The sequence below is a fragment of the Tengunoibacter tsumagoiensis genome, assembly GCF_003967535.1.
Taxonomy (GTDB): Bacteria; Chloroflexota; Ktedonobacteria; order Ktedonobacterales; family Ktedonobacteraceae; genus Tengunoibacter; species Tengunoibacter tsumagoiensis.
Window position 1 is genome coordinate 1,040,884 of record NZ_BIFR01000002.1, and the last position, 24,939, is coordinate 1,065,822.

General features: G+C 49.9%; 23 protein-coding genes. 18 read left to right on the plus strand and 5 right to left on the minus strand.

The window, feature by feature from the left end:
* Nucleotides 1-13: 13 nt before the first annotated feature.
* From EL628_RS24540 to EL628_RS24570, 7 genes are all read left to right on the plus strand, one after another.
* Nucleotides 14-1,816, plus strand: coding sequence for a cache domain-containing sensor histidine kinase (locus EL628_RS24540; RefSeq protein ID WP_126582638.1), 1,803 nt, complete (start codon nt 14-16; stop codon nt 1,814-1,816).
* Nucleotides 1,817-1,831: 15 nt separating this feature from the next.
* Nucleotides 1,832-2,587, plus strand: coding sequence for a response regulator transcription factor (locus tag EL628_RS24545; RefSeq protein ID WP_126582639.1), 756 nt, complete (start codon nt 1,832-1,834; stop codon nt 2,585-2,587).
* Nucleotides 2,584-3,879, plus strand: a complete 1,296-nt coding sequence (locus tag EL628_RS24550) for an ABC transporter substrate-binding protein (protein WP_126582640.1) — start codon at nt 2,584-2,586, stop codon at nt 3,877-3,879. The genes EL628_RS24545 and EL628_RS24550 overlap by 4 nt, the downstream gene beginning before the upstream one ends.
* A 612-nt stretch (nt 3,880-4,491) precedes the next feature.
* Nucleotides 4,492-5,019, plus strand: a complete 528-nt coding sequence (locus EL628_RS24555) for a discoidin domain-containing protein (protein WP_161975741.1) — start codon at nt 4,492-4,494, stop codon at nt 5,017-5,019.
* Between the two features lie 142 nt (nt 5,020-5,161).
* Complete coding sequence (locus tag EL628_RS24560) at nt 5,162-6,541, plus strand: ADP-ribosylglycohydrolase family protein (protein WP_126582642.1); 1,380 nt, start codon at nt 5,162-5,164, stop codon at nt 6,539-6,541.
* Nucleotides 6,542-6,591: 50 nt separating this feature from the next.
* Nucleotides 6,592-9,429, plus strand: coding sequence for a family 78 glycoside hydrolase catalytic domain (locus tag EL628_RS24565; RefSeq protein WP_126582643.1), 2,838 nt, complete (start codon nt 6,592-6,594; stop codon nt 9,427-9,429).
* Between the two features lie 42 nt (nt 9,430-9,471).
* Nucleotides 9,472-11,103: a right-handed parallel beta-helix repeat-containing protein gene (locus EL628_RS24570; protein WP_161975742.1), complete on the plus strand. Its 1,632-nt coding sequence runs from the start codon at nt 9,472-9,474 to the stop codon at nt 11,101-11,103.
* 54 nt (nt 11,104-11,157) lie between these two features.
* On the opposite strand, the gene EL628_RS24575 is transcribed toward EL628_RS24570, so the two are convergent.
* Entirely contained in the window at nt 11,158-11,436 is a 279-nt protein-coding gene (locus EL628_RS24575) for a hypothetical protein (protein WP_126582645.1), read from the minus strand.
* Between the two features lie 769 nt (nt 11,437-12,205).
* On the opposite strand from EL628_RS24575, the gene EL628_RS24580 reads away from it, so the two are divergent.
* The gene (locus EL628_RS24580) at nt 12,206-12,424 is read left to right on the plus strand and encodes a site-specific integrase (RefSeq protein ID WP_126582646.1); all 219 of its coding nucleotides are present in this window, start codon (nt 12,206-12,208) and stop codon (nt 12,422-12,424) included.
* On the opposite strand, the gene EL628_RS24585 is transcribed toward EL628_RS24580, so the two are convergent.
* Nucleotides 12,408-12,755, minus strand: coding sequence for a hypothetical protein (locus tag EL628_RS24585; protein ID WP_126582647.1), 348 nt, complete (start codon nt 12,753-12,755; stop codon nt 12,408-12,410). The two genes, EL628_RS24580 and EL628_RS24585, sit on opposite strands and share 17 nt — an antisense overlap.
* 144 nt (nt 12,756-12,899) lie before the next feature.
* On the opposite strand from EL628_RS24585, the gene EL628_RS24590 reads away from it, so the two are divergent.
* The 7 genes from EL628_RS24590 to EL628_RS24620 all read left to right on the plus strand — a co-directional run bounded on the left by EL628_RS24590 (nt 12,900) and on the right by EL628_RS24620 (nt 19,408).
* Nucleotides 12,900-14,081 (plus strand): MFS transporter, encoded by a 1,182-nt coding sequence (locus EL628_RS24590; protein WP_126582648.1) that lies wholly within the window; start codon nt 12,900-12,902, stop codon nt 14,079-14,081.
* A gap of 339 nt (nt 14,082-14,420) precedes the next feature.
* A complete protein-coding gene (locus EL628_RS24595) occupies nt 14,421-15,953 on the plus strand; it encodes a sensor histidine kinase (RefSeq protein WP_245994551.1) in 1,533 nt (510 codons plus the stop codon).
* Nucleotides 15,950-16,303: a response regulator gene (locus EL628_RS24600; protein WP_126582650.1), complete on the plus strand. Its 354-nt coding sequence runs from the start codon at nt 15,950-15,952 to the stop codon at nt 16,301-16,303. Before EL628_RS24595 ends, EL628_RS24600 begins: the two co-directional genes overlap by 4 nt.
* Nucleotides 16,304-16,508: 205 nt before the next feature.
* On the plus strand, nt 16,509-17,090 hold the full coding sequence (locus tag EL628_RS24605; protein ID WP_126582651.1) for a carbonic anhydrase: 582 nt from the start codon (nt 16,509-16,511) through the stop codon (nt 17,088-17,090).
* Nucleotides 17,091-17,119: 29 nt separating this feature from the next.
* On the plus strand, nt 17,120-17,989 hold the full coding sequence (locus tag EL628_RS24610) for an SGNH/GDSL hydrolase family protein (RefSeq protein ID WP_126582652.1): 870 nt from the start codon (nt 17,120-17,122) through the stop codon (nt 17,987-17,989).
* A gap of 122 nt (nt 17,990-18,111) precedes the next feature.
* Nucleotides 18,112-18,885, plus strand: a complete 774-nt coding sequence (locus EL628_RS24615; protein WP_126582653.1) for an LLM class flavin-dependent oxidoreductase — start codon at nt 18,112-18,114, stop codon at nt 18,883-18,885.
* A gap of 190 nt (nt 18,886-19,075) precedes the next feature.
* Nucleotides 19,076-19,408, plus strand: a complete 333-nt coding sequence (locus EL628_RS24620; RefSeq protein ID WP_126582654.1) for an SDR family oxidoreductase — start codon at nt 19,076-19,078, stop codon at nt 19,406-19,408.
* A gap of 238 nt (nt 19,409-19,646) precedes the next feature.
* On the opposite strand, the gene EL628_RS24625 is transcribed toward EL628_RS24620, so the two are convergent.
* Nucleotides 19,647-20,921 (minus strand): MFS transporter, encoded by a 1,275-nt coding sequence (locus tag EL628_RS24625; RefSeq protein ID WP_126582655.1) that lies wholly within the window; start codon nt 20,919-20,921, stop codon nt 19,647-19,649.
* Between the two features lie 507 nt (nt 20,922-21,428).
* Between EL628_RS24625 and EL628_RS24630 the strand changes: the two genes are divergently transcribed.
* Together EL628_RS24630 and EL628_RS31140 are read left to right on the plus strand one after the other, a co-directional pair.
* Nucleotides 21,429-22,226 carry a class I SAM-dependent methyltransferase gene (locus EL628_RS24630; RefSeq protein ID WP_126582656.1) on the plus strand — a complete coding sequence of 266 codons (798 nt, stop codon included), beginning with the start codon at nt 21,429-21,431 and terminating at the stop codon, nt 22,224-22,226.
* Between the two features lie 93 nt (nt 22,227-22,319).
* Nucleotides 22,320-22,652 (plus strand): hypothetical protein, encoded by a 333-nt coding sequence (locus EL628_RS31140; protein WP_174719976.1) that lies wholly within the window; start codon nt 22,320-22,322, stop codon nt 22,650-22,652.
* On the opposite strand, the gene EL628_RS24640 is transcribed toward EL628_RS31140, so the two are convergent.
* Nucleotides 22,649-23,383 (minus strand): N-acyl homoserine lactonase family protein, encoded by a 735-nt coding sequence (locus EL628_RS24640; RefSeq protein ID WP_126582657.1) that lies wholly within the window; start codon nt 23,381-23,383, stop codon nt 22,649-22,651. The genes EL628_RS31140 and EL628_RS24640 overlap by 4 nt on opposite strands.
* A 565-nt stretch (nt 23,384-23,948) precedes the next feature.
* Nucleotides 23,949-24,227: a zinc-binding dehydrogenase gene (locus EL628_RS24645; RefSeq protein WP_126582658.1), complete on the minus strand. Its 279-nt coding sequence runs from the start codon at nt 24,225-24,227 to the stop codon at nt 23,949-23,951.
* 8 nt (nt 24,228-24,235) lie between these two features.
* Here EL628_RS24645 and EL628_RS31145 point away from each other — a divergent pair, with 8 nt between their 5' ends.
* Nucleotides 24,236-24,541, plus strand: a complete 306-nt coding sequence (locus EL628_RS31145) for an alpha/beta fold hydrolase (RefSeq protein WP_126583608.1) — start codon at nt 24,236-24,238, stop codon at nt 24,539-24,541.
* Nucleotides 24,542-24,939: the final 398 nt, after the last annotated feature.

Here is a 24,939-nt window from a genome sequence, read left to right on the forward strand (position 1 = left end):
GAAAAGCGAGGCAATGATGCTCCATATTTCTCTCCGTCATGATGGTATCTTATTGTTTCGCACGCAGCTTTTTCTCCTGCTTTTTCCCTTAATTATCGTGCCAGTACTGGTTGTAGGTCTCATCTCATATGCTGTTTCCGCGCAGGCGTTACAAAATCGTTCAACGGCGACAGTCGATAGTATATCGACCCTGCTCAATCAGAACATGGATACCACATTGCATCAGATGACCCAACTCGCCCAGATGTCATTATATAATCCGAAACTTTTGCGGATCGTCACCGATTATACACAGCATCCAGAGCGTCAATTGAGCATCAATGATACTGTCCAATTACGGGACGCGCTGAACCAGATCATGATCGAGGACAACTCAATTGTCTCGGTCGATGTGTACACTGAGGGGCAGGTTACGTTCAGTCAGCCGGTACAATACAGTGTTCTGCCAGCATGGAAACAGCAAGCATGGTACAATCGTGTAACGCAAACTGCCACGCGCACCGTCTTTTTGCCGACGCATCAACTTCCATCAGATATGATGGAGCGTTTGCGACCGCGTATTTCCGTCTTTTCCATTGTGCAGACGCTGGTCAACCTGGATACATTACAGCCAGTTGGGGTAGTAGTTATTAACGTTGATGCTCGGACGCTCGAACAGACCATTAGTAATTCGCAAGGTGCGACTGACACCAAATTTTTAATCTATGATGAGAAACAGCAACCTGTGTATCCTCTCGTTGCCACCTCGGAGAAAGACCTGAATATTACGAATGCCGTCTCACATGCGATACAGCACAAGCAGCAGCAACTGAACTGGGAGCAGACCGATTATTTTCTTTCGAGCAATACTTCTCTTTTATCAAGGTGGACCGTCGTAGCGCTTGTTCCTACCCAGAGTCTTTTGCGTGATATTGATGGCATAACCAGAACGACGTTCATTGTAAGTGCGCTCGTTCTCGTTTGCACACTGTTCTTACTGTTCTTTTTTGTCAATGGAGTGAGCAGCCAGGTCACACTGCTCAGGCAACTCATGCAAAAAGTAGAGCGAGGCAACCTGGACATCCAGTTTCAGCATCGTGGAAAAAGTGAAATTATCATCTTAGGGCAGAGCTTTAACCGGATGGTTGAGCAATTGCGACAGCTTATTCAGGATAAATATGAGGCGCAGCTACAACGACAGCGAGCGGAGCTGGCGGCATTGCAGAGCCAATTGAATCCGCATTTTTTATACAACACGCTCTCTACATTTCAGATGCTAGCGATCAGTGAAGGGAATGATGCTCTGGCTGAGATGTCGTACGCTTTAGGGCAGATGATGCGTTATTCGCTGGCCGCCGAAGAGATTGGAATGCTTGGCAGAGAAGTAGAACATCTGCAAAACTTTTTGCTCTTAATGAAATTTCGCTTTAATGATCGGCTTCATTATCGTATAGATATTGCAGAGGAGCTCTATAATTGCTTTTTACCCAGATTAACATTGCAACCTCTGGTCGAGAACGCAATTTATCATGGAATTGATCCCAGAATAGAAGGGGGGAGCGTGATCGTGCGTGGTTTTGTCCAGGAGGATCTTTTGATTCTGGAGATAGATGATGATGGAGTTGGTATGACCGAGGAAGTAGAGCGACGCTTGCAAGCGTCGCTCTCGTATGATGCAAATTTCGTAAGGAGGTCAAAGCATATAGGAATGCTCAATATCCAGGGGCAATTGCAAAGAATTTTTGGGCCCGACTATGGTCTCTCTGTATCTCGTGGGGAGAGAAGTGGAGTAACCGTCAGAATACGGGTGCCAATCACAAGAGATGGAGTAGTGTAAACACAGGAGAACTGTATGCAGCCACGTTTAGAAGGATCGATCCTCGTCGCAGATGACGAAGATGTTACGCGCAAGGGGCTCTGTCGTCTCATTCAGCGGACAAATGGCTCTTTTCCTGTATTAGAAGCATCAAACGGCCTGGAAACATGGGAGATCATGCGTTCCGTCAGCACTCTCTCGCTTGCATTTATTGATATTCGGATGCCAGGAATCGATGGTTTAACCGTCTGCGAAAAGGCCAGGGCGGCCAGTCTCGCGACCAGGATCGTCATTATTTCAGGTTTTAAAGAATTTGAATATGCGCGTCAGGCGTTACGGTATGGAGTATCTGACTATCTTCTCAAGCCCGTAAAGCCCTCCGATATTGTACACCTGATCGGCAATATCAATGCCCCACTTAATCGAGAGCCTGTCCATGATGAGAGTCAAGAGCGTATGATCATCGAGTGGGTAAGAACATATGTCTACGACTACCTGGATAAAGATCTCACGCTTGCAGAGATAGCCGAGAAATTGCATTACACGCCAAACTACCTTGGCGTGCTTTTTAAGCGGGCTCTTGGCAAAGGTTTCCAGGAATACCTCATGGATTGCCGCTTGCAGCGAGCAAAACTCCTTTTGCAAGACCCCTCTTTGCGCCTCTCAGAAATTTCGGAGCGTGTAGGGTATACCAACACGAGAGCCTTCACGCTCGCATTCCGAAAAGTCTATGGACGGTCACCGAAAGAATATCGAGAGGCTGCCGGGCTGGTGACAGGGGAGATGGAATGAACGAACGTTTGACGCGTCGTCAGTTGCTCAAGGATGCATCACTGCTTGCGAGTACTGGTGTACTCATGAATGCTTGCAATCAGAGTACATTGACACATGCAACCACAGAACCCACCGTCGTAACTGCGTATTCCTGGTTAGGGCCCGACAACGTACAACAAAACGTCGTGGCCTTTAACGCACTCTTTGATGGCTTTCATCAAGCTCATCCTGATATCTCCATCAAATGGACGCTCCTGAGCGCCGAAGATTACGACATGATGCTCAGGGTTCGTGTCGCTGCAGGTACAGCCGCAGACCTGTTGATGCTGCATCCGGGTACAGAGATGTATCGCTATATCAATGCAGGAACCTTAACTGATCTTTCCAAAGAAACCTGGACAAAATATGTAGAGCCTGGTGCGCAAAGGGTTGCTTCCTATCATCAGAAGATCTATGGCTTGCCCGTGGGCCAATCGGCATTGGGAGTCATCTACAACCAGAAGATTTTTCAGGAATTGCACCTCGTTGTGCCCTCCAACTGGAGCGAGTTTCTTCAGACATGCCGCATGCTCAAGGCGAAAGGTTTCACGCCTCTCGCTCTGGGGATGAACGGAGCGGAAACCGCAGAGTATATCCCCTATGCTATGGCACCATCGGCTCTCTATCAGCATGATCTCGATTTCGATGAGCGAATGCGTCATGAGCAGGCTACATTTAGCAGCTCGGTGTGGAAAGATATGTTGCAAGATTACCTTGCGCTTTATCACCAGGGATTTTTTACAGCCGATCCTTTACATACGACCTCTGATCAGGCAATACAGTATATTGCCGAAGAGAAAGCGGCAATGATTATTGAGGGGAACTGGAGTATCCTATCTATCCAACAGGCAAATCCTGGCATACAACTGGGAATGTTTCCCTTGCCCTATGTTACAGGAGATACCTTACCATGGGTTTCCTCTGCGGTCAGTGCAGTTCTGGGTATCTCAGCCCAGACAAAAGTGCCCGAGCAAGCAAAAACGTTTTTGCGTTACTGGTCCCAGCCAGAAGTGATGAAAAGCTTTGTGGAGACTACATTGACGTACTCAAGCTTTTCGAACGTAGATGTCGTTATGACAAGTCCCGTTGGTGATATGATTCCTTACTTAAAGTTTGGATCATACCCTTTTCTGAATCAACAATGGCCAGATGGAGTACAAGCAACGATGCTGAGAGATATTCAAGAGCTTTTTAGTGGAACCATCAGTATAGATCAGATGCTTTCTGACATGGATATGGTCTTTCAGCAACACCGTACTCAAGTTGAGTAATGTGAGGAAATCCTTGTGTGTGCAGCACTACGCGTCCTCCACTACGAGCATACGCTACAATTGCGGAAGCCACCTGCGAGTGGCAGATACTCCACTGGAGGAATCACTAGCAGCCGATAGGTTCCTCTCCTTTGCAGCATTCATGGTATCGTCGACCTGATACTGGCTGGGATAGTCGCAGGCCTCGTTGTTCCCATATGAATTGCAGATACCATTGCCGACTCCTTCGTCTAAACCCAGATAAAACATATTTGGGCCTGAAACTCGAAATGGATTTCCATTAAGCGTTAGTTGAGACCCGGAACGGGTCTCAAAACCACTCACCGCAGCATGCGCTTTCTGATGAGATGATGAAACAAGCGCAAAAGCTCATTGATTATCAGCACTTTTTTGTTGATTGACTACGTCATACATGTGCCATTTTCATTTATAGTTAGAATGGTGTCTATGCTTCTGAAAAAAGCTTACCACTTCAATCCCTTCAGACCTGTATGCAAATTGGTCTGGAGCATACAAACAACGCTGTTTATGTATAAAATGAAGGCCAAAAGGAGGATCTTCGTACGCATCAGCGCCAGTACCCTTCCTGGTGACGATGGAGGGACCTATCGCATGGCTTTCGCTGAAGTCGAAGCTTATGCACTGGTGAATGTGGCTCGCACGGCAACGCCCCTGGCCACAAGCTCAGTTGAGGATACCAACATCAAGTGGGGATTGCAATACGTGAACGATGGACAGCACAATTCGATCCTGTATTCCTCATTGGGTTGGATCAGCAGCAATAGCTTGCAAAACAATCATACAGAGACACTCACGCTCAACCTGGGAACTGCCAAAACCTTTACCTATGTTGATCTCTATCCTCGCAACGATACTGGCGTAGTCGGGACCGACTTTCCGGTTGATTTCACTATCGATGCTTCCAGCGATGGTACGACCTGGGCTCCCCTCGTGACCAGGCTGGCTACCCCACTCCCAGTGATGGCGGTGTGCAACGCTTTAGCTTCGTTACCCAGACAATACAGTATCTGCGTATACAAGCGACGAAACTGCGTGGAGATGGGGACGGAGGTACGACCTATCGTGTGGCCTTCGCCGAAGTCGAAGCTTACTAGGAGACCGCTCGCTTTGAACAGATAACTTTATGATGAGTCATCGCGAATGTTCGAAGAGTTAAAAGGGCTCCTCGGCAATTCGGGATGACTCATAGAAGCTCTTCTGGGAGCGTAGTTTGTAACCACTGGGGGCTTACCAAGCTCCCTCACAGTTAAGGAGGAATGATATGGCTGGATGGGATATATTGGAGAACCTTGTTCGCCAGGAAGTGATCCAGAGACGAGAGGAAGGGTGTGGAACTGAAGGCTTTATTCAGCAGATAGAGCAGGCCGCAGGACAGGAGCAACGACTGATGGAGATATATATGGCTTTGCAAGCGCTTCCTATACAGACTGATTTTCCTTTTGCTGAACCAAATGATTTGGAAGCTATTCGTGCTGAGCGACCGGAGCCGGTAGATCTCTCTCCCAGGGACCTTTCTGAAGAGGACTGGTACGATAAATTTCTGGGGGCCTGGTTGGGACGTTGTGCTGGTTGTGCCCTGGGGAAACCTCTTGAAACGGGGCTTTTTATGCACGGTGGTTGGACGTATGTCAAACGCTGGTTTGAAGGTGCAGATGCCTGGCCTATCACAGGCTATACTCCTGCACAATCGCGCGCACAAGCAGAAGATGGTCTTGAGATTACGAACAGCAGCATCAAGAGCACGCGGGAACATATCCGTTTCATGGAGACCGACGATGATATACGCTATACCGTCTTAGGTTTGTTGCTGTTAGAGGAACGCGGCAGCAACTTTGACGCATGGGATATTGGCAAACTCTGGCATCGTACACTTCCCTATGAATATGTGGCGACAGCAGAGGCGCAAAGTTATCTGAATTTCTCGCAGGTGACATCTCATGCCCAAAGAAACGAAGTGCCTTCCAATTGGAACATCCAGACACAGGACTGGGTACGGACATATCTTAATCCCTATCGTGAGTGGATCGGCGCACAGATTCGGGTCGACGGTTGGGCATATGGTGCGGCAGGACGGCCTGAACTGGCTGCTGAACTGGCCTGGCGTGATGCATCGTTCTCACATGTCAAAAACGGTATCTATGGGGCGATGTTTATGGCCGCCATGATTTCAGCTGCCTTTATTGAAGACGACATGGAGCGCATCATCGCGATTGGCTTGAGCAAAATTCCGCGCAATTGCCGTCTGGCACATGATATTCGGCGCGCTTGTGAGATCGCGCATGCGGCTCAGAGCCAGGAAGAATTGGTTGAGTCAATCTGGCAAGCGTTCAAGCACTATGGACATGTGCATACAAATAACAATGCAGCGCTGGTGGTGGCCGCGCTTCTTTTTGCGCAGGATGATTATCAGACCGCAATAACAACTGCGGTACTGGGTGGTTGGGATACCGACTGTAATGGAGCGACGGTTGGCTCTATCATGGGCGCGAAACTGGGTGCGCGGGCCATTCCAGAGCATTGGACTGCGCCGCTGCATGACATGTTGTATGCCGAGATTCATGGCTTCGATCCAATCTCAATCTCTACCTGCGCTAAACGAAGCTATAAAGTCTTTCAACGTTTGCGCGGCCAGCAGCTCTAATAGTATCTATTTTCACTATTTGAACAAAGAGAACATGGAAGAGTAATAGTATGCAGTTTCAAGCCCATTGGATATGGAAGAGAGGCGAAGCGATACCCCGGAATGTGGTGATGCAATTTCGTCAGACGTTTCACCTGACACAGCCTCTTCCCAGTATGTCTTTACATATCAGTGCAGATAGTCGTTATATTCTCTTTCTCAATGGGGTACGTCTGGGATATGGTCCAGCGCGCGCCTTTCATGAGCACTATGAGTATGATACCTATGATGTGTCGCCCCATCTTGCTGAAGGCATAAATGTCATCGCCGTCATGGTTCAGCATTGGGGTGAAGGAACATTTTTGCAAAGAGTTGGACGTGCTGGTCTGCTCGTACAATTGGATAACCAGTTGACCCATGAGACGGTGGTGGCAACAACTGAAGATTGGCGTGTCAAGCGTGCCTATAGCTATCGACAAGATACTGTACGTATCGCCTGTCAGCTCCCCTGGGAAGAACAATTTGATGCACGCTTAGAGGAGAAAGGATGGACAACTACTCTTTTTGACGATACCACATGGGAACACGCTGTGGAACTTGGCCCGGTAGGCATGCAGCCATGGGGTGACCTTCTGGCCCGCACTATTCCATTTCTCAGCGACGAGCCAGTGTCGCCGGTACGGATAACCGCCGCCGGACTCTGGCGACGTCCAGAGGTCGTGGCAGCCATCCATCTCCTACCGTATATTGCCCCTGGCGATCTCACTGTTAAAAAGCAGTATATAGATATAGTACTTGCCACTATTCTACAGATGCCAGAAAAGGGTGAGGTAACAGTGAAGATCTGCAGCCCATATGGGCAAGGTCCACAACTTATCATCGATGGGCAAGTGAGTGAATGGCAACCGTCATCCTCAGATAGAGAAGTAGAGTGTCAGCTCGCTCAAGGCGACCATGTGTTGTTATTGAATTGGCAGGGTGAGGGGCATGATCTAGACATCACTATCACAGTCAGCGGTCAAGAGGGTATGAGCGTGAGGCCACTCCTTGAGAACAGTGAAAGCTGCTGGTATATTGCTGTTACACCGTGGGAGAGCCGTGCAGCAATTTTACATGCAACCACTATTGATGAATTACTGGCCAGTGGAGGTACCTGGCAGGTGGTTTCAGCCCTGAATGCACCAACCGTTGATGTGTATATGGATATTACCTCCAGTCGTGTCGTGATAGAACAACACAGTCAAGTTAGCTTGCCCATTGACGTACCTGCAACAGAGCCACAGCTTGCACAACACTATCTTATTGATTTTGGGCGTGAAGTTATTGGCTGGATTACATTCGAGCTAGAAGCACCTGCAGGGGCAATTATCGATCTGGTAGGCATCGAAGGTATTCAAAAGGGGCAGCTTCAATGGACAGAGTATATGAATAACTCGCTGCGCTACACCTGTCGGGATGGATTGCAGACATACACTTCGACAACACGGCGTGGCTTTCGCTATCTCGTAATCGCAGTTCATAGTGCCACTGCTCCTGTACGACTGAATACTCTGCTCACCTCACTCTCAACCTACCCTGGTCGTCAACGCGGGAGCTTCCGTTGCTCCGATGTACGTCTGACCCAGATCTGGGAGATGTGTGCCTATACGCTCAGAATGTGTACAGAAGATACTTTTACCGACTGCCCCGCCTATGAGCAGACGTTATGGACAGGTGATGCCTACATTGACACCATGGTTCATGCGGTTGTCCATGGAGATCCGCGTATCGTGAAGCGAAACCTGAAGCTGGTGGCCGATTCTTTGCGTTATCTACCAGTGGTTAATTCTCAGGTGCCGAGCGATTGGGAAGAAGACCTCATTCCCAACTGGAGTTGGTTATGGACTCTGGGATGTCTAGAGTACTATCACTATACAGGCGATCTGCAGACGATACAAGAACTCTATCCGGCCCTTGTACAGCAGGCTGATTTTATTTTGCAGGCGCGCAATACGTTTGGGCTCTTTGAAATGCGTGGTGTATGGCATCTGTTGGATTGGGCACCGCTGGATGATAGAGAACCGAACATCATTGCACACGAAAATATATTCGCAGTCGCTGCCTTGCGTGCGACTGCTGCTTTAGCCAGAATCGTCAACGATATGTCAGCTGTAGAGCGCTATGAGCAGGGAGCTGATCAGATGCAGAGCGCCATCAACAACGTTTTCTGGTCTGAGCAAGAACAGGCATATGTTGACAGTCTCCATGGTGATGGAGAGCTGAGCACAACCATCTCGCAGCCGACCAATATCAGTGCGCTTTTTGTAGAGGTGGCTACTAAGCAGCGGGCGAGTGTGCTCATGCCTGCTGTCGTAAAGAAGCCTGATCACTGGGTACGCACGGGAAGTCCGTGGATGTTATCCTTCAACCTTCAGGTGCTGGCACGTGAAAAGAAAAGTTCAGAGATGCTTACAATGATCCGCAATTATTGGGGCGATATGCTTGATAAAGGAGCCACCACCACCTGGGAGGCCTTCGCAGGCTGGATGCCCAATGGACGCTGGTCTCGTTCCTGGTGTCATGCCTGGTCAACGATGCCCGCCTATGTACTCTCATCGGTTGTACTTGGTATTCGTCCGCTTGAAGCGGGTTTTGCGCATAGTTTGATTGCGCCTCAACTCTGTGGGATGTCCTGGGCGCAGGGTAGTATGCCTACGCCACATGGAGAGATCGACGTATGGATAGAAGCTGAAGCAGGAAGTTTGATGTTACAGGTTCACTTGCCGTCTGAGATCTCAGCAGAAGTGCGTTTACCAGTCCATAAAAAGAGTAATCCTGGCGTTATCGGCTCAATAGCCCGAATAACGCAGGTAGATAATGAATGGCGTATCGCACTGCCTCAGGGTTCAAGAGTAACTATAGAAGTGTAATGATGTATAGTTGACCATTTATTGAGTAGCATGGAGTATAAGATGATACGTTGGCATAGCTTCCTTCTCTTCATTTTTATGAGTGGTATCTGTCTGACGGGTACGTTTTTGGTCATGATGCAGACGAGCAGAGCAGCAGGGGCAGTCTATTATGTTTCGACCACAGGTAATGATAACAATGTGGGTACGATTGATCAGCCTTTTGCATCAATCAGTCGTGCAGGCTCTGTGGCGAAGGCAGGTGACAGAATAGATGTGCGTGGCGGCGTCTATGCGCTCTCTGACGGAGTGCTGATTGGAACTACAGGGAGCCCTGGCGCTTTGATTACCTACGAGGCCTATCCTGGTGAGCAAGTTATATTGGATGGAAGCCATGCAAAAGCGGATGCAACCTGTCTGGTTATCATGGGCCAATATAACAGCGTGAAAAATTTCACCTGCCAGGGTCCCTGGTTTCAAGGTATTCTGGCGTGGAATGCCCAGCACGATCAGATTATCGGTAATAGTGTACATGATACAACCGCGTATGGCATGTTAATTGCAGGCGATAAAATGGGGAGTACGGCCGATATTTTTGTGCAAGGTAATACTATTTTTCACAATGGCGGTGTCCAGAATGGCACGGGTGGGATCGATGCTACCTATGCGACTGCTGTGACGCTTGCTGGAAATATTATTTATGGGAACCGTGGGCTCGGTTTAGACATTAATGGGTGTGATACCGTTGATATGGTGGGAAATGTCTTACATGATAATACTGGTGTCGAGATCCAATATAACAACACCATAAATACCACAGCTGAACAGAATTTTGTGTACGAGTCGACAAGTGCGAGCAATCATGCTGATGGGAAGCTTCCCCATGGAGTCCAATTTGGCAATTTTTCAGATATTGGCGCAAACCCCATCAATAACAATGTTGTACGGAACAATATTTTCGTTGGACAAGATACAGGGTTTATATATGTGAGTGTGGGGCTTGGAGGTGGTCTGAAAAACACAGTGGTCGCGAACAATACCTTTTATGGTGGACCAGGTGGTTTTGTCGTCTATATCGATCCAGATGCCGGGCACCAGAACACCCAGTTTGTCAATAACATTTTTATGGGTACCCATTCGGGCTGGGTTGGTGATGTACCGCAGAGTGCTGGCTTGCAATTTCAACACAATACCTGGTGGGGAGGCGATGGAAATGCTATAGGGGGAGCCAGTGCCAGTGATGTTAATGCCAATCCACAATTTGTTGGTGAAGGATCGTTGGATGCTGCAAGCTATCAATTGCAGGCTGCTTCTGCCCTACGTGGCAAAGGTGTTCATCTCGCCACTGTGACGAATGATTTTGCTGGCAGCAAACGTCCTATTCAAGGTAGCTATGATATTGGTGCATATCAATATGCCAGTGCTCAAGCCGTAGATGTGACACCACAGCCAACTCCGATTGTAACTCCGACCCCAACCCAGGCATGGCGTACGCAGGTTGTTTTCGGTGCTCCAAAGACAACAAAATATGCAGTCCAGGGTCCCCCTGCAACTATCAAGGGTCATACAAACACTTCACCATTCAGCCCTCTGCTGTATATCGTTGGGGGCGTTGGTGCTCTACTGTTGCTAGGAGGTGCCATTTTTTGGGTATGGTCAAGAAGAAACAAGTCAAAAACACCTATAGTAGAGTAACTTCCTGCTAAGCTGCTGATATTTAGATGAGATGACCAGACCTGGTATATAATGTTACTCTTCGATCTCTTCAAGTGCAGGAATCAGACGAAGATAGCTAATTGGCTTGATAAATTCTGTATGTAATCCGTGTTGTTGTGGCTTTTGCTGAGCATGTGCAACTTTCTCAGAATAAGCTGGGTACGAGACGTGCAAACTGTAATCGACAACAGAAAGCCCACTGGTACGACGCTTCTCATGTTCCCGACCAAACAGACCATTCCAGGCTCCTGTATCACAGGAAACAACGCCAGGAAGTACAATGCCTGCTTGCAGCGTCTTTTTTGGAAACAAGCAGAGGTCCCTATTCTTCTTTATCAGAGAATGAGGCTCAACGATAAAGGTTGAATAAGTGAAAGATGCCTCTCTTTCACTTTTAAGCAAAGAAGTGAGTTCTCGTAAGAATAAGACCACTTTCCAAGCAAGTCAAAAGAAAACGGATGGTACCTATGCTAGAGTTTAGCACGGAACGTACTAAAGACCCGCCTTTGGAGGTCACCTCCAATTCTTGGAGAGACCTGATGCATTTTATCTCTCCCATCCCCCTATCGCAACAAGAAAGCATTTGTGGGGGCCAATCAATTCTTCATTTGAAAAAGGCAGTCTATGAATACAGGCGTTCTACTGCCAGACTGGACTATGTGAGGAGAGATGCAGGACAGGGCTTTTTGGTTGTCCCGAAAGTCATGAGTGGGTGCAAAAAACGTCATTTCTTGCCAGGATAACGAAATTCCAAAACCGTTAAGAAAGTGAGAAATGACGTAAATGTACCTTACCATATTCGGCGAAGTCGAGCAACATGAGCACGTCTCATTGGAGATTGATGTCGCTTCTTTGTACTCGGCATTTGAAAAAGTGAAAGACGGGCGGAAAGACAGAGGAAAGCGCTATCCGATTGCGTTGATATTGATGCTCCTGTGTATGATCAGTCCCGTCATACCAGGGGAGTGACGCAAGCTCGTGCAAAAGTACAACGGACGAAATTGGAGGCACAGGAGTACACATCCGATGCAGAATAAGGGAGGAAAAAGCCGTCAGAAGAGTCTGAAGAAATCGAAAGTATGTGAGTCTGGAACGTGCCATTCAGGACTATCTCGATGACCATGAAGGCGGCAACCATAGTGAAAAAACGATCGAGTGGCATGCAACCGCTCTTGGACTCCTGAGAGGTTTTCTTGAGGGACGAGGTATCCTGCGCGTTATTGACGTTGATGCCCCAGATATCAGCGCGTGGTTTGTGCTCTTTGACATAGCGGGGCGAGGAGTCAGTTACGGGCGATAATGTTACACAAGCTTTGATCTGTGTCACTACTCTCATTGTAGACGCCATGTCTTTTCTGTCGCTTGCTCAATTCGGTCTGTTTGCTGCGGCGCTCCTGGTCGCAGAGGGTATCGGTGGGAACGAACCAGATTGCTTGCTGAGGGCTAGAGAGATAGGGGGCAACGCATTGAGGGAAAAAGTTGCCCTCTGCGCCCCCTGCAACGATAACATTCTCTCCAGGCAGGATCAGGAGATCCTCAATGACCAGGGCGAAGTTCCTGGGCCACGATTCAACTGTCTCCCGGAATAGTTCTTCAACCGGGCGCTGAATCCAGCGCTGGTTCATATTCATAGAGAGAAATTTTTGAGCTTCGATGTCCTCTCCTCCCAGGCTTCCCTTTTATCTCCTCTCAGCAACCAGGCGGTGACTTGAAAAAGGAGTCTGGGCGTGGTACAGTGCCGAGAAATTATAAATTCATCTTTAAGGAGTTGTCTTTTGTTCACACAGCCGACGGCGTTGCGAACGGCACGTTATGCTATATCTCTTATGTTTTTTGTCAATGGGATGCTCCTGGCAAGCTGGGCGTCACGTATCCCCACAGTGCAACAGCAGCTACAGTTAGATCCTGGTCCACTGGGAATCGCCCTCTGGGGTCTTGCGGTAGGCTCGCTTGTAGCGTTTTCTTTTGTGGGCTGGCTGATTGTTCATGTGGGGAGCCGCCTGTCTACGACGATAGCCGCTATTGTCTGCTGCCTGGGCCTGATTGTTCCGGCCTTTGCGCCCAATCTGCTGCTTCTCTGGATCTCACTCTTTTTGCTGGGTATGGGCAATAGCGTTATGGATGTGTCGATGAATGCCCAGGCCGCCGCATTGGAAGAGCTTTACCGTCGGCCAATTATGTCGTCTTTCCATGGACTCTGGAGCGTGGGGGCCCTGGTTGGGGCAAGTCTGGGTAGCTTGATGGCCTGGCTGAATATCATCCCCCTATTCCATTTCATGCTTGTCGCCAACCTGCTTTTCCTGGTAGTGGTGTTTGCCAGTCGCTGGCTCTTGCCGACAATGACAAAGCCTACCGAGAAAACACCTGTCTTTGCGCGTCCAACAAAGGCTCTGCTGGGCCTGGGTATTATCGGCCTCTGTTCTTTTATGAGTGAAGGCGCGATGGCGGACTGGAGTGGTGTTTACCTGCATTTTTCGCTGGGTACTGGTGTTGGTCTGGCGGCTATGGCTTTTACCGTGTATTCCTTTGCAATGACCATTGCGCGCCTGCTGGGTGATTCTGTGACAAAACGGATTGGCCCCGTGCTGCATGTGCGCCTGGGTGGTCTGCTGGCGGCTTTAGGACTGGGCGTGGCCCTGGTATTTCATCAGCCTATCGTGGCCCTTGTGGGCTTTGCCTTCGTGGGAATTGGACTGGCCTGCATGGCTCCCCTGGCCTTTAGTACCGCGAGTCGGGCCCCTAACCAGGCTCCTGGCCTGGCTCTGGCCGCTGTGGCGACTATGTCTTATGCTGGTTTGCTGGTGGGGCCTCCTGTTATCGGGCAACTGGCGCAAGTCTTCTCTCTACCTTTTGCGCTGGGTTTTCTGGTCCTGCTGGCCCTGGTCATTGTGTTGTTTGCTCCTACGCTCGCACGCACACCCCAGCCTCAGGAGGCGGAAGCTGCTGAAGTAGGTTGATTCTGGTTCCCAAAAAGCATCAGGGCCGCTCTCAAGTGGCCCCTGATGCTTTTTGGGAACCTTGTGTTTATAGTGGTTTGACGTGGTTTGACATCTTCAGGCAGGAGGTTCAAATAAGCTTGATAGTCAGCCTGGGCTTCAGTGGGATGCACGAGTTCTTTATGGCAGCTCTGCGCTCGGGTAAGGTAAGACATGGGACGCGATCCTCTGGTTTGTTCTGGTCCGACATCTCGACACGCGTAGACTGTATCAGCTTGCATCAGCTTGATACAATACAGAATGAGAATGAGCGATCCTCCAAAGCACAGGGGACAGTAAAAGGGGGGCGTTGGCGTGGATATGAAAATCAGAGAGAGAAGGGCTGACCTGACCCATACACAACAAGAGGCAGAAGCACTGGATGGGCAGTTGCAGGAAATACAAGAACGACTTCAATTGGTACAACAGGCCGCAAATGTAGGCATCTTTGAGTGGGACATGCGGACCAGAATCATTACCTGGACAAAAGAGGCTGAGGCTCTTTTCGGACTCCAACCAGGAAGCTTCGGCGGAGACTTTGCTTCCTGGGAAAAAACTGTGCATCCAGACGATCTATCAGAAGCTTGTACAAAGGTTTTTGAATCAGTAACACAAAAAACCAGGCTGGATGTACAATTTCGCACCATCTGGCCTGATGGCAGCATTCACTGGATTTATACGAAAGCGCGCACTTTCTACGATACTCAAGGGAACCCTCTGCGCATGCTTGGCATTAATATTGATATTACCGAGCGGAAAAACGACGAAGAGCAATTACGCCTTTCAAGAGAGCAACTCCGTCTCTTCGCGGAAAGCGATATTGTTGGGGTGTTTATTGCTGATATTTACGGCACTATCTACCACGCAAACGATGCGTTTTTACAGATCGTTGGTTATAGCCGCACAGAACTTTGCGAAGGAAAGATTCGCTGGACAAATATGACGCCACCAGAATGGCTGCCTTTTGATCAAGAAAAGCTTCGTCAGGCACAGCAAGCCGAAACGCCGATGATCTATGAGAAGCAATATCTGCGTCGAGATGGGCGCATAATTGATGTGCTGGTTGGGTATTTGCTGGTTGGTGAACGGCGAGAGCAGGCCATCGCATTTGCCCTGGATGTGACGGAGCGCAAGCAGGTAGAGCGGCAGAAGGATGAATTCCTGGGAGTCGTCAGTCACGAATTGCGCACCCCCGTCACCAGCCTCAAAGTCTTTGTGCAAACCGTGCAGAAGCGCCTCAAAAAATCTGGTGACGATGAGAATGCGGAACTGTTGGGAAAAATGGGTGCGCAAATCGATAGATTGGCCAGGTTGATTGCAGAGCTGATAGATATTACGAAGTTAGAAACAGGAAAGCTGCAACTCTCTGCACTCCAATTTGACCTTTCGTCCTTAATTGATGAAGTCATTGAAGAGATGCAACGCACAACCACCCATCATAGTATTCGCAAAGAGGGTATACTATCAATAAGCGCCTGGGGAGATAGAGACCGCATCGGGCAGGTCCTTATAAATTTGCTCAGCAACGCAATAAAATACTCACCTCTGGCTGATAGCATCTGTGTTAAAATGGAGGCAGATAGTGAACAGGTCACGGTGAGCGTACAGGATTTTGGTCTGGGCATTCCTCAGGAGCAACAGGAGCAGATTTTCCAGCGCTTTTACCGCGTGGAAGAGAAAGACCGCGAAACGATCTCTGGTCTTGGACTTGGTCTCTATATCGCTGCTGAGATCATCAAACGCCATGGCGGAAAAATATGGTTTAAGAGTACTCCAGGAGAGGGATCTACATTTTTCTTTAGCTTACCATTGCAGAGATATCCATCTCTCATGGAAGAAATGGAAGGTGCATGAGCAAACGAATTTTGTTAGCTGATGATGACAGAGCAATCCTTGAAGCGATTAAAGCGATGCTTGAAGATGAGGGCTATGAAGTAGAAGCGACGCCTTTAGGGGCAAGAGTGATTGATCTCTGTGATGATCCTCCGGCGGTACTCATACAAGATATCTGGATGGGGGGAGTAGATGGACGTGACATTTGCAAAGCGCTCAGGCAGCAAGAGAAGACGAAAGAGCTTCCTATTATTCTTATTTCAGCAAATAGAGATGTGCGGCAGATCGCACAAGAAGTTGGTGCGAATGACTTTTTAGTGAAGCCATTTGATATCGATAACTTGCTTAATAAAGTTCAAAACTATACATAACAAGATGTTTTCCTTGAATTTTCATATATCCATCCTGACGCTCTCGTCTTCAGTCGTCAAGGAGCATTTTTTTGCTTGCCAACGCCCGTACCGGTTGGTGGCTGCCAGGACTTGACGTTGTCGTTACGTAACGTGTTAAGCTGGTTGGGGATGAAATAGAATAAGGAGAGTATGGCGGTTCGATAGCATCCAGAGGAGAAGCATCATGACTGATACGACTTTTGCGACCTTCCTACAACGCAATAAAGATTTTGCTGCCCGTCATTTCACAACGGATACAACTCAGGAGAAGTCGCTGGCGGAGAAGCTGGCGAGTGTAAAGGCTCTGATCATCGGTTGCGCTGATATGCGCGTAGATCCTGCTCATGTGTTGGGCCTTGAACTGAGTGAGGCGGTTGTGTTGCGCAATATCGGCGGACGTGTCGTGCCAGGTACGTTGCGTATGATGGGTATGCTTGCCCAGGTTTCCCAGGCTGCCGGGACTAATCCTGGGGGTGGCAACCCGTTCAACTTGATCGTCCTGCAGCATACCGACTGCGGTATTACACGACTGGGAGATCAGCCTGCCATGCTGGCCAATTACTTCGAGATCAGTCCCGAGGAGCTCAAGGCCAGAGCGATCAGCGATCCCCGAGCTGCGGTGGCCTTCGACGTGGCTATGCTCCGGGCAACTCCTGCCTTGCCTGCCAACTGGCTACTATCCGGACTGGTCTACGATGTCTTGACAGGCCTGATCGATGTCGTTGTACCACCCGCCCCGCTGCGTTCCGCCGCCAGTGCTGTCTAAGAGAGGTTTCTCCTACTATTATTGAATTTGTGGGTGACTCGATTACTTCTGGTCTGACTGACTCAAAGTCTTCTCTCTCCGCTTATGGCTGGTTGGCTGGTGAGCAGTTAGATGTGGAGCATACGCAGGTTGCGTTTTCGGGTATCTGTCTCGTTGAGCAGTGCCATTCATCGACCGATGTGGGTATGAGTACTCAGTTTTTTAAAGAGAAGACAGTGCTTTTTTCTGACTCTCCGGATTGGGATTTCCAGCGCTATCAGGTTAGCGAGGTCGTGATTAATTTGGGAACAAATGATAATGCGAATACCTCGGATGCACATTTTCAGAGTGTTTATACTTCGTTTCTCCAGAATATTCGGCAGAAATATCCGAATGCTGCGATCCTGGTCTTGCAGAACCTGTTAGGTGAGTGGATACCACAGACGCAGGCAGCGGTCCAGGCGCTCAATGATGCCGGTGATAGCAATGTTTTTTACATTGATACGAGCAACTGGCTGGTCTATCAGTCGTCTGATTATAATGATGGAGCTCATCCCAGCGATTCCGGTCATGCTAAAATAGCTCAGCAGCTGGTTCCGGTTTTGAATGCTCATTTGCCGGGTTCAGGAACACCGACACCTACCAGTACTCCTACGGCAACGCCTACATCGACACCTACCAGTACTCCTACCTCTACCCCAACAGCAACGCCGACGAGCACTCCGGTTGTAACCTGGACAAAGTGTGCGGATGAGGGTGGTACCTGTACGTTCGGTGGTATGCATCAGGTTCGTTATGGTGCTAATGGGACGTATAATTATCAAACAGCAACTGGCAGTATTGACTGTAATAATGCGACCTTTGGCGATCCAACGCCAGGAGTTTTTAAAGAGTGTGATGTAGCTTCTTCTGATACATAGATGCCAACGCCAAAAGTGGGAAAGATCCAAATAATGCAGCAGGATCTGACATTTTTCGCAGGTGTTGAGCATACTTGCTTCTACAGCATAAAGAATGATGAAAGAGGGAGGCGAAAACGCCTATGCGCATTGGAGTAATATTCTACGCCAAAACAGAATGGGAAGATGTGCTTGCAGCAGCAAAAGAAGCAGATCAAAGCCGTATTGACGCTATTGGTATTGGGGATCGCTACTATGGTGATGCTGATGACCCGTTTCTTTCTGGGCTCACACTCTATGGGGCGCTCGCAGTGGCAACTCAACGCGTGAATCTGGTCCCCATGGTTCTTTCTCACCCAAATATGCAGATTGGTCGCCTTGCAAAGGAAACAACCATGCTGGCGATGATGAGTCATGGACGTTTTGAACTAGGAATTGGAGTGGGGGATTACCCACTAGAGCCCCATGCATGGGGAGAGCCCTGGCCTGCTGGTCATGAACGAGTAGATGCATTGGAAGAGACCATCATGGTGTTACAACGAGTGTGGACTGGTGAACACGTTACCTTTGAGGGTCGCTATCTCCATACACAAGGAGCTGGGTGCCGTCCAGTTCCAGCCCGTCCCCCCCGCATTGTCATTGGTGCTGGCAGATCAAGTTATCTTGTACGAAGTGCGATCAAGTACGCAGATGAAATCAATGTATGGGGAGAAGATATGCTGCGACAAGCGAGTCTCCATATCGCACAATCAAGAAGACCTATTCAGCTCTCCATCGGCTGGGACCAGGAAGTAGCAGCATTTGAGCAGCAGGTTGAAGCATTAGAGAAGATGGGTGTCTCTCGTGTGTACTTCAACCTTTGGCATCCTTTCACGTCTCTTCCCGCGTTGTGCAATGTAGCAGAGAAGCTTGCATAACAGGTTTCTTGCTCTCTCAACTCTTGTCGAGATCATGCCTGCACGCTATCAACAAGATCCGACAGGCCCCCTCCAGGTGAGCACTACACCTCCTCACCTGGACTCTTCTACCAGGTTCGTTCATCGGCAGAGTATCATCTGATGTTGATCCAATTGCAAAACTACGGGGCTCACCAACGAACATTTCAGCATCGCACGAAGCCCAGGTGCTCGACGGTCAAATTCCAACTTCTTCGCTCTCTCGGTTGCCAAAGCCAGTGTCGAGAGTATGGTGAGAAATCTTGCTGAAGAAGTCGGCCCCTCTGGCATTCGTGTGAATGCGGTAGGCGGAGGGATGATTCTGACCGATGTCAATGCCTTCATGCCTCAGACGCTCAAAGATCAGATGGCGCAAAGCACTCCCCTACGGAGAAATGGGCGTCCCGAGGAGGTTGCCAGTGCTATTCTGTTTCTGGCGTCGGATCAGGCAGCCTTCATCACAGGTGCGTATCTAACCGTGGATGGAGGCAATTTCATTATGTAATCGCAAGCTTGTGCTCTCAAGCATCTGTCGGCAGGCAAGAAGGACCTGGAACCTGTATGCTGCATTCCCTGGTCACGATCTAGATCACGCCGGAATCTGTTCCCTCCATTCCGGCCTTTTTGGGAGAAGTGGCGGTCTTTGCCCAGGTGCTCGCGCATACTGGTTGGCTTCAACGCATTCAAGTTTGACCAGGGCTTCTCCAGTCTCTTGAGGTGAGAAGAGAAACTGTTCACCACACTCACTGGTGAGCACCTTTGACTAACAGTGCACCTGCGAGGAGCGTTACCCCAACCACCATCCACCCGGCGTGAAAGATACCAGCGTGCTGGATTATTCCCCCAAAGAGGAGTGCAAAGAGTACAAAGGCGAGCGAGGAGAGGGCACTCACCCCCGAGGCTGCTCCTGCGCGTACTTCTGAGGGGAGGGAATCGTGCAGCATGCGGGTAAAAATCGTATTGACCGTGACTCCCCCTGCAACCAATACTCCCTGGGCCAGAATAACAATCATAGCGTTTCTCACGACGACCAGCGCCAGGCTCGACGCCACCAGTAACCCGACCATCCCCACGACACTGGTCGGCTTCGTGAATGTCAGTCGAGCTGCAAGCCAGGAGCCTGCACCTCCCGCTAAGAGCAACGCCGCATTGGCTATCCCATAAAGCCCAACCGGAGCATCCAGGGCTAACTGCCAGAGCGGCCCAAACTCGAAGACCGCCGAGAGAAGGAGCGAGGTGGCAAGTAAGATAGAGATGGTGCGCAGAAATTTTCCTCGCTGGAAGAGGATCTGCGAAATAGCTCGCACATGACTGACGAATGAGGTGCGTTTCTCGGTGTGATGCAGATGAGGTTCCTGGAGGGTGAGTAGGGCGACCAGGGAAATAATCCCCAGCGGAATCGTAGCAAAATATGCCAGCCGAGGTGAAAGCAGCACAGCCACCAGCCCACCAGCGAGCGCACTGAGGAGTAAGGCCAGGCTATTGAGTTGCTTGACATGGCTCAGACGTTGGGCAAAGGCGAGCCCATGCCCCGTCTCTTCCAGCAGCATATCGTACAGGATGGACTCGTAGGTGCCTGACATTAGGGCGACTGAGACCCCGAAGAAGAGGGTGCTGACCAGGTAGGTCGGGATATTGTAGCTGAGCCCCCCGAGCAGGGCGTTGATCATGGTAGCGAGCGAGGATAGCATGAGGATGCCCTTGCGGCTCCAACGATCAGCAAGGAGCCCTGAGGAGAGATCGAATAGAGGGATCAGGCTGCCATAGCAAGCGGCCATCAGGCCAATGGTGGCTTGATCAAACCCAAGACTCCGGAGAAACACCTTCTCGATGGGTGCCCAGAGCACCAGCCCCTGTGAAAAAGCGGCAATATAAAGTGGTAGTAGGCGGGTTCGCAACGCTTGAGACCGAGATGTCCATGACGTGTGGTTGATGAGAGGTTGCTGCATGTCGTTGTTCCCTTTTTTCAGAGCATTGATATCATTTAAATAGGCATTATGTGCAACATTTAGTTGCATATAACTTCTCAATGCGAGGCGCAAAAGTGGAAACGTTCAAACGTCGATTCTTGAAGAAGATATGAAGTCTTTGAAACTCACAGGGGGTGCGTGTATGCTTCTTTGACCTCTTTGGAAGGAAAGCCACTCTTTCGACGAGGTTGGAGAGATATCTCGCCTATAGCTTCTGGTGTGGCAGGAAGTTCTCCGGGCAATGGTCCTGCGCTGAAAATGGCTCCCGTTGGGCTGTATATGCAGGCGAGGGGCCAGTATGAAGAAGGATTACACTTCGCCGAGATGGCAGGGAAAATGACGCATTGGCTAGAAACGAGTGGTGCGACTGATGACGCAGTCCGGGCTTGTTGCTCTCCATCGCACGCATCGCGTTGTCATCATACGAACTGATCCAGGCAGGTGGTGAAGGGCTGGAGAGGGGGCGCGCTTGTCCTGGCCTTCACCCGTATGGTAGACTGAAAATCCCGCACGGGAGGCATTTGGTACCAGATAGGAACAAGAGGAAAGAAGAATATGCACGATCATATACCCCTTCGCCAAACGTTCGATCAGGAAGCTGAACTCTATGACGAGGCTCGACCAGGGTATCCCGAAGCCCTCTTCGACGATGTGGTGGCGCTCTCAGGTATCCCTCAGCAAGGGCGTATTCTCGAAATTGGGTGTGGAACTGGGCAGGCAACAGTTCCGATGGCACACCGTGGATATCATCTTTTGTGTATTGAACTTGGTGCAAACCTGGCAGCGGTTGCTCGCCGTAATGTGCGTGCCTATCCGCAAGTACAGGTGCAGACGTTGGCTTTTGAGGATTGGCCAGTGGAGGAAGGGGCTTTTGACCTTGCGCTTTCTGCCACGGCCTTCCATTGGATCGATCCTGCCATCGCTTATCAGAAAACCGCACAGGCTCTCAAGCCTACGGGAGCCTGTGCTCTGTTCTGGCACGTGCATGTGCAAAGTGAGGCATCTGCGGGCTTTTTTGAGGAGGTGCAGCAGATCTATCGGTCACTGGTCCCTGAGCAGCAAGAGAAATACGGCCCATTACTGTGGCCCCATGAGGTCGGAGAACCGGTTAAGGCGGAAATGGAGCGGACGGGCCTCTTTCGTGACGTGTCAGTCCGTCGATATTACTGGGATGTCACCTACGATGCAGCCAGTTATCTTCGCTTGCTGGACACCTATTCCAACCACAGAGTGTTAGAGAAGCCCCGACACGACCGTCTCTTTCGCGAGATCGCTGATTTGATCACTACCCGCTATCATGGTCAGATAACGAAAGGATATATGGCCATCCTGTACGTGGCACAGCGAAAATGACCATGCAGCCAAACGCTATCTCAAGTTGAGGCGCGAGATAGGTGATGTCAAGCCCAAGGCTATTCCAGGGCCACACTAGAGAAAAGGTACAGCGTGCCATCGAAGCATGGGGATGCCAACTTCAGTTACACGCTCTTTCTGCCCTCCAATTCATCCGACTTGTCACCCATTGAAGAGGCTTTCTCCAAGCTCAAAGTCGCGTTACGCCGAGTAGGAGCGCGAACCCGAGAGAGCTTACAAGAGGCGATTGGACAAGCGCTCCTCACCATTACTCCACAGGATGCCATCGGTTGGTTCCAGCACTGTGGCTATTGTTCATTGGCACAAGGATTGCTCGAAAAAGGGAGCACTGTTCCGCAAGAACATCCTTTTGATCCGGTACCGGAGAATGCCATCATGCCGCCAAGGTTGGGCAGCTGCAGTTAGTCGAAAAAGTCGGGGAGTTGTTTGAGCGTCGCCCATTGAGGGCCATCGTGTCCGAAAATGATCAAGGAGAGGTGCCTCCTCTCGGCCAGATTGAGCAACTTGCGCGTGCTGGCAATGGCACCCGCTCCGTCGGCATCCGTTGGACCAACTGGCCGATCAGTCGTGAAATGAGCCTGGACGGCGACGGCATCAATGGTAAGAAGCACTGGCCCGGTCTGAGGCAGATGGACAAGCACCGCCTGGTGTCCAGGAACATGTCCACTGGTCTCGATGAGTTCGAGGCCAGGAAGCAATTGGGTGTCGCCATCAACCAACTGATATCGCGAGGCTGGCTGATCCCACTGGGAACGGGTGAGCGCAAAACGGGGATGACCGGCATGCGCTACTTCATATTGTCGGCGTTGTGCAATGAGCTGGGCATTGGGGAAGGCTCCATGATTGCCGGAGTGATCATCGTCGTAGTGTGTACAAATGAGGAGATCTATGTCAGAAGCTTGCACACCTATCATTGCCAATTGTTCAATAACGCCCTTCCCGTGTTCTATTCTCTGAATCCCCGGTGTGTTTGGCAGTGGCTGGAAGTTTGGGGGAAAGCCGCTATCAATCAGAATGTTTTTGCCATCTCTGGTCTGAATGAGATAGCAGGGAACAGGTAAGGTGAGTGGACCCACAATCATGGTTGCTACCTGCATCAGGTAGAGTCGCTGCGGGTCAGATGCGCTGGTTCTCATACAATGGTCCTTACATTTGAAAAAAGACGAGTTTCAATTTGGGCGCGGCATCCGCACCAGATCGAATGGTCCCCTTTACAGGAGTGTCGTCAATACCGAGACGTGACAATCAGACAAAACGACCTGCAAGAAGTGTAGCATGTTCAGAGTAGCCAGAGAAAGAGCAAATCTATGCTATCAGCATACACATACGCATCAGTATGCTGTTAACATAGGTTCAAGAGTGTGTGTCCCTCTCCAGGATCGCCTCTGCTGCCACGTGCATTAACTCGTCGAGAATAAACTACTCTTTTGACCATCAGGAACGCTCTCAAAAGGCGGCTCAAGACTTCTGTGCACCGTTGTAGATGTTGTTCTCCAGGCTCGCTGTGTTTTGCTCCCACATCATAGGCAAAGCGATCTGGTCATTTCTTGTATTTGGCATCTGGAGGACGAAACCGCCCAACTGTGCAGTCTTTTGCGTCTCTCTCCTGATCGAGGCGCAAAAGACCGCCCGTGCCATATTGTCATCACCAGTTCAGATGGTCATGTGAATACGAGGGGTAGGCGTGTACGAGCAATGACCTTACTCTACGACGCGCAAAACAATCTTTCCGCGCAGATGGCCCGCTTCGCCGCGCTCGTGAGCCTGGTATGCTTTGGGCAGTGGCACGATGGTATCGATGGCAACGCGTACCTGTCCGGTGTCGATCAAGCGTCCGATTTCGACAAGCTGTCCCGCGTTGGCATGCACCTGTTTGCCTCCGATTATGACTCCAAATGCCTCTGCCTGCGAAGCGGCGGGATGGCCCAGATTGATCGGAATCAACATGCCGCCGTGTTTGAGCACGGGGAGAAGTTGCATGGGGTTCTCTGGTAACAACCTATCGTTACGATCAACGCTCCTGTGGCCGGTCTACTGGAGATCCTCTCTATGATGTAAAGACAGCAGTCGCTGATCTTGATGCCTTACGTGCGCACTGGAATCTCCCACAATGGATTGTCCTGGGACATTCGTGGGGAGCCACCCTTGCGCTTGCCTATTGCCTTGAATATCCCTCCCGTGTACGCGCATTGATGTATATCTCTGAGGCATTGATGAGTCATGGCACGCTGAATATCACCGCAATCAAGACGCGCTATTCACGTCTGCTGAACAACGTCATCTCGCAGATTTAAAAGCACAGCTTTCCATGGTACAAGGAGAAGCGTTTGATGCAGTTGAGCGAGCGTATTGTGAATTGTCCTAGTCTACTGATATCGCCGATAGATCACGTGCTCGGGAACTCGCTCGGCAGCTTTTTGTGGATGGCCTCCATATCAATTTCCAGGTCAATCAGGTTCTTGGGGCAGATTGTAATCGCTTTATACAGCAGCCAACTATGATGGAACAGGTTGCTGCCTTGCAGATACCAACATTGGTTATTCACGGTGCACTCGATCCACGCCCGGCCAGGGGAGCTCAGCACCTTTCTCAATGCCTACCATCTGCCAACTACATTGAACTTCCCGGTGTCGGACATCTACCATGGATAGAACAACCAGATCTCTTGAGTAGCGTCCTCCGTCCATTTCTA